Annotated in this window: 7 protein-coding genes and 1 riboswitch; of the genes, 2 read left to right on the plus strand and 5 right to left on the minus strand. The window is 54.4% G+C overall.

Annotated elements, in window-relative coordinates; translation table 11 throughout:
* Positions 1 to 193 precede the first annotated feature (193 nt).
* Both murI and btuB read right to left on the minus strand, forming a co-directional pair.
* Positions 194 to 1,045: a glutamate racemase gene (murI, locus tag QQF33_RS03160; RefSeq protein WP_285148515.1), complete on the minus strand. Its 852-nt coding sequence runs from the start codon at positions 1,043 to 1,045 to the stop codon at positions 194 to 196.
* Complete coding sequence (btuB, locus tag QQF33_RS03165) at positions 990 to 2,837, minus strand: TonB-dependent vitamin B12 receptor BtuB (RefSeq protein WP_282492121.1); 1,848 nt, start codon at positions 2,835 to 2,837, stop codon at positions 990 to 992. Before btuB ends, murI begins: the two co-directional genes overlap by 56 nt.
* A gap of 66 nt (positions 2,838 to 2,903) precedes the next feature.
* Positions 2,904 to 3,080, minus strand: a riboswitch (cobalamin riboswitch).
* A gap of 104 nt (positions 3,081 to 3,184) precedes the next feature.
* On the opposite strand from btuB, the gene trmA reads away from it, so the two are divergent.
* The gene (gene trmA / locus QQF33_RS03170; RefSeq protein ID WP_285148516.1) at positions 3,185 to 4,285 is read left to right on the plus strand and encodes a tRNA (uridine(54)-C5)-methyltransferase TrmA; all 1,101 of its coding nucleotides are present in this window, start codon (positions 3,185 to 3,187) and stop codon (positions 4,283 to 4,285) included.
* A gap of 108 nt (positions 4,286 to 4,393) precedes the next feature.
* On the opposite strand, the gene QQF33_RS03175 is transcribed toward trmA, so the two are convergent.
* Both QQF33_RS03175 and fabR read right to left on the minus strand, forming a co-directional pair.
* Positions 4,394 to 4,753 (minus strand): YijD family membrane protein, encoded by a 360-nt coding sequence (locus QQF33_RS03175; protein ID WP_095283924.1) that lies wholly within the window; start codon positions 4,751 to 4,753, stop codon positions 4,394 to 4,396.
* Between the two features lie 3 nt (positions 4,754 to 4,756).
* On the minus strand, positions 4,757 to 5,401 hold the full coding sequence (fabR, locus tag QQF33_RS03180; RefSeq protein WP_282492123.1) for an HTH-type transcriptional repressor FabR: 645 nt from the start codon (positions 5,399 to 5,401) through the stop codon (positions 4,757 to 4,759).
* A gap of 196 nt (positions 5,402 to 5,597) precedes the next feature.
* Here fabR and sthA point away from each other — a divergent pair, with 196 nt between their 5' ends.
* Entirely contained in the window at positions 5,598 to 6,998 is a 1,401-nt protein-coding gene (gene sthA / locus QQF33_RS03185; RefSeq protein ID WP_282492124.1) for a Si-specific NAD(P)(+) transhydrogenase, read from the plus strand.
* On the opposite strand, the gene oxyR is transcribed toward sthA, so the two are convergent.
* On the minus strand, positions 6,981 to 7,898 hold the full coding sequence (gene oxyR, locus QQF33_RS03190) for a DNA-binding transcriptional regulator OxyR (RefSeq protein WP_095283927.1): 918 nt from the start codon (positions 7,896 to 7,898) through the stop codon (positions 6,981 to 6,983). The two genes, sthA and oxyR, sit on opposite strands and share 18 nt — an antisense overlap.
* Positions 7,899 to 8,273: the final 375 nt, after the last annotated feature.

An 8,273-nucleotide genomic window follows, 5' to 3' on the forward strand; every position in this document is an offset into this window, starting at 1 on the left:
GTTTTCCTCATTCAGAGTCAAGCGTTTAATTTCGCTTTTCTCTGTCGGCGTTCATCGCTGAACCCCTGCTGCTACGGCGGCTTGCGTGCCGTTGTTCCGTGTCAGTGGAGGCGCATTATAGGGAGTTCTCAGACGTTGACAACCCCTCTTTTAAAAAAAACTTTCAACCGTCTTTTTTTTGCGCAAAACCGTGCTACAGCGCCAGTTTTTCGAGCGTTTCAAACCCATACCGACGTAAAACGGGCAAAAGCTGCACAGTCTCAGGAGTGAGCGCCATACAATAAGCCATATTCTGGTCACTGGATTTAGCATCCGGCGCTTCATGTTCAAGCAGCCAGGCAGTACGTCGGGCGATCGCGGCGCCAGAATCCACCAGACGCGTGCCTTCCGGCAACACCTCAAGCAGCTCTTCCTGTAATAGCGGGAAATGCGTGCACCCCAGCACAACCGTGTCCGGTGGCTCAGCCATCCGCAGCCACGGACGCAGAATGCGACGCAGCTCTTCCAGCGACACCGGCTGACCGTGCAGCTTCGCTTCCGCCATCTCCACCAGTTCGGCAGAGCCGAGCATAGCGATCTTGCATTCGTTAGCAAAACGGTCAATCAGCTCACGCGTATAAGGACGCTTTACCGTTCCGCGCGTCGCCAGTAAGCCAACAACGCCATTCGCCGTCAAACGGGCAGCAGGCTTGATCGCCGGAACGACGCCCACAACCGGGAACGGGAATTTTTCACGTAATGCAGGAAGGGAAACGGTGCTTGCGGTATTACAGGCAATCACGGCCAGCGCTAAAGGGTAGCGCTGTTGAACGGCAGTGACGATTTCCACAACGCGCTCAACGATAAAGTCTTCGCTCTTTTCCCCATAAGGAAAGGCGACGTTATCGAAGGCATAGATGTAATGAAGATCCGGCAGAAGATGCCGAATCTCATCATAGACCGAAAGCCCACCGACGCCGGAGTCAAACACCAGCACGGTGGGACGTGGATCAGAAGGTGTAGCTGCCAGACAAGGTGTATTCCCGTCCTGCAGTTTGGTAGCCATAAACTGTCTCGTAATCTTTATCGAACAGGTTGGCTATTTTACCACGAACTGTCAGGTGTGAGGTGACAGGATATGAAACTGCGACATCCCACAGGCTTACACCGCCCATTTTCACCTTCTCACTCGGGTAAGATCCGAAATCGGTATCGTAACGGGTGCCCAGATAGTGGTATGTCAGGCTCCAGTCGAAATCATAGACTTGCGTATCGAGTTGATATTTCACCTGCTGCTTAGCGCGGCGAGACAGAAGTTCGTTGGTGGTTGCATTGCGGGCATCAACATAGTCGTAGCCGACGGTATGCATCAACGGACCCGTATCAAACGACGCGGTCGCTTCAACGCCTTTAATTCGCGCTTTACCGACGTTGTAATACTGCTGGGTGTTATTGTTGAAGTCGATCAGGTTATCAACGTCATTACGATAAGCCGACACGCGCCAGGTCACGCCCGCTGACAACCCTTCGAAAGCCCCTTCCCACTGCTTGCTCTCTTCCGGATCCAGATGGTCGTTACCATAGAAACCGTAGAGCTGACCCAGGTTGGGTGCTTTATAGGCGGTGCCATAGGACGCGATGAAGCGATAGCCTTCAATGAACTCCCAGGCCGCGCTGCTCTGCCAGGTACCGTGGCGACCAAACTGTGAGTTGTCGTCGCTGCGGGCTGCCCCTTCCAGAGTGAAATCGCCAAACTTTTGCAGAGCCGTCAGGTAAACACCTGTGTTACGAATGTCGTAAGCATCCTGCACATAGTTAGTGCCCGGCTCGGTGCTCTGCTTCTGCCAGTCGACACCGGCACCAATATTGCCCTGCCCGACGTCAACAGAGTTTGTCCACTGCAGGTTGTATTGCTTAATTTCATCCAGCGTGGCGGTCGAGTCGTAGCGTCCCAGATGCGGATCGTAGTTATAGTCCTTGCTGTGGCTATAGCTCGAAAGCAACTGCGAGTGGAAAATGTCGTCATTGAAGCGCAGCCCGGCATCCCAGGTCTGGTTATACAGCTGACGCGTATCCACTAAGACATTCGGTGTAAATGAGCTGTAATAAGCATCATAGGCGGTACGGTTGCTGTAGCCATAGCCACGAACAAAACCACTCCACTGATCGGAGAAAGCATGGTCCAGCGCGCCGTAGATAGTTTTATTCATAAAACCGTCGCGGTCGGGCTGAGCAAGTCCGCCATTGTTGCCGTCCGCCACCACATCAAAACCTTTGGTGTAGGTGTAATCACCCGCCAGCGTAACGCGCGTGCTGTCGCCGAGGGTCTGCTGCGTGCTGCCACCATAGTTTTGATAGCCGTGCGAGCCCACACCCGCATTCAGCGTCGTGCCGTCTTTCGCGCGAGTAGTGATGATGTTCACGACACCGCCAATCGCATCAGAACCATAAACCGCAGAACGTGGCCCGCGTATATACTCGATGCGCTGAACCAGTGAGATCGGGAACTGGCTAAGATCGGATGATCCCGTCACGCCCGCCTGGTTAAGGCGAATCCCATCTACCAGAATCAGGACATGGCTGGAATTAGTGCCACGAATAAAGAGAGAGGAGAGTTGGCCCATACCGCCGTTTTGCGCGGTATCGACGCCGGGTAAGCGGCGCATCACATCAAGCACCGTGGTCGACTGCCAGCGGTCAATATCTTCCCGGGTCACAATAGACGTTGGTGCCAGAACGGTACTTGCCGGTTGCTCAAAACGGTTTGCTGTCACCACCAACGAGTCAGCGCTTTCCTGCGCCCAGCCCGAAAAAGCCGTGACGGAAAGCGCCGTCATCAGCGATACTTTTTTAATCATTGTTAAAGCATCCACAATATAAGAAGGATGCCGCAGGCGTCATCTATAGCACGCGATGATGAAACCAATTGCGACGTAGTACCGGCAGGTCTTCGGGCTTGGTGGCGTGTACGGATGAAGACTTCCCACTCGAAAGCAGTGTCTACAACATTCATCCCGCCAGTCTTTACCGCTGCGCGTCAGCTCCAGATTTACACTGGATTCCCTTTTCACTTAAAGGAGACCGGAAACAGAATGCTACAATTAGAAACGTATGGATGTCCAGACAGCTATGCATGATTAAATCTGGACATCCCCTGTACAGTGCTTACAATCCCCGCGAAATTCTTTACCACTCAGGATGCATCATGACCCCCGAACACCTCCCGACAGAACAGTACGACGCGCAGCTGGCAGAGAAAGTGGTCCGCCTGCAAAGTATGATGACGCCTTTCGCGGCGCCCGTTCCCGAGGTGTTCCGCTCGCCGGTCAGCCACTATCGCATGCGCGCTGAGTTCCGCATCTGGCACGACGGCGACGACCTGTACCACATCATTTTCGATCAGCAGACCAAGTCCCGCATCCGCGTAAACAGTTTCCCGGCGGCGAGTGAATTAATTAACCAATTGATGACGCTGATGATTGAAGGGGTGCGTGAAAACCCAATCCTGCGCCACAAACTGTTCCAGATTGATTACCTGACCACGCAAAGTAACCAGGCGATCGTCTCCCTGCTGTATCACAAAACCCTGACCGACGAATGGCGCCAGGAAGCCGAAGCGCTGCGCGACGCGCTGCGTGCGCAGAACATTAATGTGCATCTGATTGGCCGGGCGACCAAAACCAAAATCATGCTCGATCAGGACTATGTTGATGAGCGTCTGCCGGTGGCCGGTAAAGAGATGATCTATCGCCAGGTCGAGAACAGCTTCACCCAGCCGAACGCGGCGATGAACGTGCAGATGCTGGAGTGGGCGCTTAGCGCCACTGAGGGTTCAACGGGTGATTTGCTCGAACTGTACTGCGGAAACGGCAACTTCTCGCTGGCTTTGGCGCGCAACTTTGAGCGCGTTCTGGCCACCGAAATCGCCAAACCATCCGTGGCCGCCGCGCAATACAACATTGCGGCGAATCATATCGACAACGTGCAGATTATCCGCATGGCGGCGGAAGAGTTTACTCAGGCGATGAACGGCGTGCGTGAATTCAACCGTTTGCAGGGAATCGATCTGAAGAGCTACCAGTGTGAGACGATTTTCGTCGATCCGCCGCGCAGCGGGCTGGACAGCGAAACCGAGAAGATGGTGCAGGCGTATCCGCGGATTCTGTACATCTCCTGCAACCCGGAAACCCTGTGCAAGAATCTGGAAACATTAAGCCAGACGCACAATGTGGAACGTCTGGCCCTGTTCGATCAGTTCCCGTACACGCACCACATGGAGTGCGGCGTACTGCTCACAGCGAAGTAACAGAATCGTCGTTTCGTAGGGCAGGTAAGCGAAGCGCCACCTGCCAAAAAATGCCGGATGGCGCTTCGCTTATCCGGCCTACAAAACCACAAAACCTCAAAAACCTCGTTATTCCTGGATCTGATGCTTACGGTTACGCATCTTAATCCCGATCCAGAACACCAGCGCCACCGACAGCACCGCAGGCAGGAAGTTGGAGCCAATATCCGGATACTCTGCGCGCACCACGGTGCTATACAGCAGAACGCCCAGGATAAAGAACGCGGCAGCCAGGCCCGGTAAACCGACCGGCATGGTGCGGTTTTGATAGCGCTGATGCAGACAATAAACCGTCAGCACCAGAGCGATAATCGGAAAGATTGAGAATGGCACAATCGAGCTAAACACCGCTGCAAACGTCCCATTGATAGATAAGCCAGCGATCAATGCCAGCAACAACGTACCTTTATCCTGACCAGACTGTTTCATGACTCACTCACCTTCGTCGATGTAATGCGCCGACTTTTCTTGTTCCCGGCGGTACCAGTAATACGCCCCTTTGGAAATCATCCGCAGCTGCAATACCAGTCGCTCTTCGAGTTGTTTGCGTTGTTCAACGCCGACATCCAGTGCTTCGGCACCCGCACTGAAAACAATAGTCACCATCGCCTCGGCCTGCGCTTCCGTGAAGGCTCGCGGCATATGGTTTTCGATTTCGAGATAGTCGGCAAGTTCCGCAATAAAATGCTGAATTTCGCGCGCAACGGCGGCACGAAACGCGGCCGATGTGCCCGACCGTTCGCGCAGTAACAGGCGAAAGGCGTTAGGGTTGTTGCCGATAAATTCCATAAAAGTCGATACGGACGTGCGGATCACGCTACCGCCTTTGGCGATACGCTGACGCGCCTGGCGCATGAGCTGGCGCAGCATCAGGCCGCTCTCATCCACCATGGTCAGACCCAGTTCATCCACATCACGGAAATGACGATAGAAGGACGTTGGCGCAATCCCGGCCTCGCGTGCGACTTCGCGCAGGCTCAAACTGGCAAAACTTCGCTCAGCACTCAGTTGACTGAATGCTGCTTCCACCAGCGAACGCCGGGTTTTCTCTTTTTGTTGTGCTCTTACGCCCATCACAATAGTTGAATCCTTCCAAAGGCCTTCAGGCACTATACCAGAGAATAAAATTAATCTGTTTGCATCGCTTTGTGAATGATTGTTTACGCGCGGTTTGTGCTCCACAGCCCGAAAAGAGCACAACGATAATTGGGTTATCCCGCTAATGATGTTACTATTCTGTTGCTTTTATGTATAAGAACAGGTAAGCCTTGCCATGTCACACACCTACGATTACGACGCAATAGTTATTGGTTCCGGCCCCGGCGGCGAAGGCGCTGCTATGGGGCTGGTGAAACAGGGAGCCAGAGTAGCGGTCATCGAGCGCTACCATAATGTTGGCGGCGGTTGCACCCACTGGGGCACCATCCCTTCCAAAGCCCTCCGCCACGCCGTTAGCCGCATTATTGAATTTAATCAGAACCCTCTTTACAGCGACCATTCCCGACTTCTTCGTTCTTCCTTTGCCGACATCCTTAACCATGCTGATAACGTCATTAATCAGCAGACGCGGATGCGCCAGGGGTTCTACGAACGCAACCACTGCGAAATCTTGCAGGGCGACGCGCACTTCGTCGACGAGCACACACTGGCGCTGAAGTGTCATGACGGTTCCGTCGAGACGATTACTGCCGAGAAATTTGTCATCGCCTGCGGCTCACGTCCGTACCATCCGACCGACGTCGATTTCTCCCATCCGCGCGTCTACGACAGCGACTCGATTCTCAGTCTGCACCACGAACCGCGCCACGTGCTGATCTACGGCGCAGGGGTGATTGGCTGCGAATATGCGTCCATCTTCCGTGGAATGGATGTGAAAGTGGATCTGATCAACACCCGCGACCGTCTGCTGGCGTTTCTCGATCAGGAGATGTCCGACTCGCTCTCCTACCACTTCTGGAACAGCGGCGTGGTCATTCGCCACAACGAAGAGTACGAGAAAATCGAAGGCTGCGATGACGGGGTGATCATGCACCTGAAGTCCGGCAAAAAGCTCAAAGCCGACTGCCTGCTGTATGCCAATGGCCGAACGGGTAACACCGATTCACTGGCGCTGGAAAACATTGGCCTCGAAACCGACAGCCGCGGACAGCTGAAGGTCAACAGCATGTACCAGACCGCCCTGCCGCATATTTATGCCGTGGGTGACGTGATTGGTTATCCGAGCCTGGCCTCCGCCGCTTACGATCAGGGCCGCATTGCCGCACAGGCGCTGGTCAAAGGTGAAGCCACTGCCCATCTGATCGAGGATATTCCGACCGGGATTTACACCATTCCGGAGATCAGCTCAGTGGGCAAAACCGAGCAGCAGCTGACGTCAATGAAGGTGCCTTACGAGGTGGGTCGCGCGCAGTTTAAACATCTGGCGCGGGCACAAATCGTGGGAATGAGCGTGGGAACGCTGAAGATTTTGTTCCATCGCGAGACGAAAGAGATCCTCGGAATTCACTGTTTCGGTGAACGCGCGGCGGAAATCATTCATATCGGTCAGGCAATCATGGAGCAAAAAGGTGGCGGTAACACGATCGAGTACTTCGTTAACACCACCTTTAACTACCCGACGATGGCGGAAGCCTATCGGGTAGCGGCGCTGAACGGCTTAAACCGCCTGTTTTAACGCACCGTCAAAGTGGCCATCCATCGAACTCCGGATGGCCTCTGCCAGCTGCTCATAGCGGCTGCGCAGCGGTGATCCTGGACGATAGACCAGACCAATGGTACGACGCGGTTCAGGCTTGATGCACGGCAGATAGACCACACCATCACGTTTGCGTTCGCGCGGTACGGCCAGCGCAGGCAGCAGCGTAATACCACTTCCCGCCGCCACCATATTGCGCAGCGTTTCCAGGCTGGTTGCGCGGAAATGGGTATCTTCATCCGCACCCGCTTCAAAGCAGAAGCCCATCGCCTGATCGCGCAGGCAGTGGCCGTCTTCCAGCATCAGCAGCTTTTCGCCCGCCAGATCGGACATCGGCACGCGATCGCGGTTCGCCCATGGGTGATCCTCATAGATCGCCAGCATCATCGGCTCATCAAACAGCGGTACTTCGATAAAGGCTTCGCTCTCTTTGACCAGCGCCAGAATGGCACAGTCGAGCTTACCGCTATCCAGCTGCGCCAGCAGTTGATGCGTCTGAGCTTCGTGCAGATACATTTCGAGTTTCGGGAAGGTCTGGTGCAACATCGGGATAATTTGCGGCAGCAGGTACGGGCCAACGGTTGGGATCAGGCCAATATGCAGCGGGCCGGACATGGCTTCCCCCTGCTGGCTTGCCATTTCCTTGAGCACTTTGACCTCGCGCAGCACGGTGCGCGCCTGATCCACCAGCAGCAAACCGGCCTGGGTGAACAGTACTTTACGACTGGTGCGCTCCAGCAGCATCACGCCCAGCTCGTCTTCCAGCTTGCGGATCTGACCGCTCAGCGTCGGCTGGCTGACGTGGCAGGAATCTGCCGCGCGGCGAAAGTGACGATGCTCAGCTAACGCTACCAGGTATTCAAGATCACGAATATTCATTATTCATCCTCCGTCGCCACGATAGTTCATGGCGATAGATAGCATAGCAACGAACGATTATCCCTATCAAGTGTTCTGATGAATAATACACCACATAGACGAGACGGTGACTGTTTGACCCTTGAAGCGCCGCCGCGTCATACGAGTTTCTCTCAAAACTCGAACAACTAAAGCCAACGTGAACTTTTGCGGACCCCTGTGTCCGCATTTTTTTTGCGTAAAAAAGCCCGGCAAAAGCCGAGCCTGGTTTTTCTCCCTCTCCCTGTGGGAGAGATACCGTCTTGTCGGTTATCCGGCAAGCGGTATTTCAGCATTAAATTCTCGTCCGGATTTCACCACGCCATAAGCCAGCTGGAGCAGTTTTCTCATCCCGGC

Origin of the sequence: Lelliottia wanjuensis (genome assembly GCF_030238365.1) — a bacterium.
In the GTDB taxonomy this organism is placed as follows: Bacteria; Pseudomonadota; Gammaproteobacteria; order Enterobacterales; family Enterobacteriaceae; genus Enterobacter; species Enterobacter wanjuensis.